The 2,639-nt window shown below is 62.3% G+C and carries 2 protein-coding genes; both read left to right on the top strand.

All coding sequences use genetic code 11. The annotated features are described in order from the left end of the window. Positions 1–231 precede the first annotated feature (231 nt). On the top strand, positions 232–1,776 hold the full coding sequence (gene istA / locus LWH94_RS18980; protein ID WP_011785722.1) for an IS21 family transposase: 1,545 nt from the start codon (positions 232–234) through the stop codon (positions 1,774–1,776). A 14-nt stretch (positions 1,777–1,790) separates the two neighbouring features. Then, a complete protein-coding gene (istB, locus tag LWH94_RS18975; RefSeq protein ID WP_011783959.1) occupies positions 1,791–2,546 on the top strand; it encodes an IS21-like element helper ATPase IstB in 756 nt (251 codons plus the stop codon). Positions 2,547–2,639 lie beyond the last annotated feature (93 nt).

Raw genomic sequence — 2,639 nt, 5'->3', positions numbered from 1 at the left:
TGCATATTCCGGCCCATCGTGACCGCCCATTCCGTTTGAACGTGACCGCCTGTTCCGGGTGATCGTGACCGCTCATTCCGTTTTATCGTGACCGATTTTGGACGTTTTTCCGGAATCGCTGGTCACGATGCCGGAATCCCCGGTCACGTTCCTCCGGAATCATTGCCAACACGCTGGAATTCTTCAACTTTATCCGGCATACCCCTTCCTTTTCATCACGAGGAAGGGCGGATGCCGGCAGCGAGGATTTCCATGCGACAAATCATCGAGGTCTTGCGCCTCAAGTACGAAGCGGGCCTGAGCCATGAGCGCATTGCCCGCGCCTGTGGCCTTTCCAAGGGTGTCGTCGGCAAGTACGTCAGTCTGGCCACGGCTCAAGGCATCACCTGGCCATTGCCGGAAGGCACGGACGAAGCACGGCTGGAAGCCCAGCTGTTCCCGGCCAAGACGCCGCCTTCACGCTTTGCCGAGCCCGACTACTTCCAGGTCCATCAGGAGCTGAAGACCAAGGGCGTCACCCTGCAACTGCTGTGGGCCGAGTACGTGGAGCGCCACGGCGATAAGGCCCGCCGGTACAGCCAGTTCTGCCACCACTACCGGCTCTGGCGCGGCCGGCAGCGGCGCAGCATGCGCCAGGTCCATCGGGCCGGTGAGAAGATCTTTATCGACTACTGCGGGCCCACGGTTCCGGTGGTGGATCGCAGCACCGGCGAGATGCGCAAGGCCCAGGTCTTTGTGGCCGTGCTGGGCGCGTCCAGTTATACCTTCGCCGAGGCCACCTGGAGCCAGTCCCTGCCGGACTGGATCGCCTCTCACCAGCGGATGCTGGCGTTCTACGGTGGCGTACCGGAACTACTGGTTCCGGACAACCTCAAGGCAGCGGTCACCAGAGCAGACCGATACACGCCCCAGATCAACGAGACCTATGCGGAACTGGCCGCCCATTACCAGATGGCGGTGTTGCCAGCACGCCCCTACAAGCCCAAGGACAAGGCAAAAGCGGAAGCCGGCGTGTTGCTGGTTGAACGCTGGATCCTGGCCCGGTTACGACATCAGACGTTCTTCTCCCTGGCCGAGCTAAATGCAGCCATCACCGGGCTGTTACCGGCCCTAAACAGGCGCCCGTTCCAGGGGCGCTCCGAGAGCCGCCAAAGCCTGTTCGAGGCACTGGACCGACCCGCGCTCAGGCCGCTCCCCGCAACGCCCTACGTCTACGCCGAGTGGCGAAAGGCACGACCGGGCATCGACTACCACATCGAGATCGACAAACGGCTGTACAGCGTGCCTCACGCACTCGTGGGCGTGAAGCTGGATGTTCGGGTGACCGATACGTCCGTGGAGGTGATGCACAAGGGCCAGCGGGTCGCCCTTCATTCCCGTCACGGCAAGGGCCGCTTCGTCACCCTGACCGAGCATATGCCCAAGTCCCATCAGGCCCACCAGAACTGGTCACCGGGCCGCTTCCTGAACTGGGCCACGGACATCGGCCCCGCCACGCTCGACGTGGTGCAGCGCCAGCTCAAGGATCGTCCTCATCCCGAACATGGCTACCGAGCATGCCTGGGTCTGCTGAACCTCAGTCGCCGCTACAGCCGTGACCGCCTGGAGCAGGCTTGTAGCCGAGCACTGGCCATCAACTCGGCCAGCTACCAGAGCATCACCTCGATCCTGAAGCAGGGTCTGGATCAGTTGCCTCTGCCACTGACCGAGGAAGAACCGGAACTGGCCGATCTGCCCGTTCACACCAACGTTCGCGGCCCCCGCTACTACCACTGATCCCGGAGACACTGATGTTGACTCAAAACACCCTCGATACCCTGCGCCAGCTCAAGCTGACCGGCATGTGCGATGCCCTGGAACAACAACGGGCACAGCCCGACACCCACGACCTGGCGTTCGAGGAACGCCTGGCCTTGCTGATCGACCGGGAGGTGCTACATCGTGAAAATCGCCGTCTGGATCGGCTGCTGAAGGCGGCCCGGTTGCGGGTCCCTGCCTGCGTGGAAGACGTCGATTACCGCCACCCGAGAGGGCTGGAGCGCTCCCGTATGGCGGGGCTGGCCAGCTGTGACTGGATCCGCCAATCCCTGAACCTGTGCATCACCGGCCCGACCGGTTGCGGCAAGACCTGGCTGGCCTGCGCCCTGGGCAACCAGGCCTGCCGGCAAGGGCTCTCGGTTCGCTACTTGCGCGTGCCGCGCCTGTTCGAGCAGGTGCGCATCGCCCACGGCGATGGCAGCTACGCACGGTTGATGAACCAGTTGCTGAAGACCGACCTGCTGATCCTGGACGACTGGGGCATGCAGAAGGTCACGGCACAACAACGACAGGACCTGATGGAGGTGATCGAAGACCGGCACGGAAGAGGCTCAACCCTGATCGCTAGTCAGTTACCAACCGAACACTGGCACGACTACATCGGCTCCGCCACACTCGCAGACGCCATTCTGGACCGGCTTCTGCACGGCGCTCACCGACTCAATCTAAAAGGAGAATCACTAAGAAAAGCCAAGGCACAAAACACGGAATCGGTTGACCCATCGTGACCGCTCAGAGTACAAAACTGACTCCAGCGTGATGGCCGTGTGCAAACCGGTCACGATCCCCGGAATGACCGGTCACGTTCGCCGGAATACGCA

The sequence above is a fragment of the Marinobacter sp. G11 genome (assembly GCF_021282325.1).
In the GTDB taxonomy this organism is placed as follows: domain Bacteria; phylum Pseudomonadota; class Gammaproteobacteria; order Pseudomonadales; family Oleiphilaceae; genus Marinobacter; species Marinobacter vinifirmus.
Note: the sequence above shows the minus strand (reverse complement) of the source record. Positions and strands in the feature narration are given on the sequence as shown.

What these genes read in the sequence shown, in the direction of transcription:
- istA (WP_011785722.1), top strand. Translation starts at nt 232, where the DNA reads ATGCCGGCAGCGAGGATTTCCATGCGACAAATCATCGAGGTCTTGCGC.
- istB (WP_011783959.1), top strand. Translation starts at nt 1,791, where the DNA reads ATGTTGACTCAAAACACCCTCGATACCCTGCGCCAGCTCAAGCTGACC.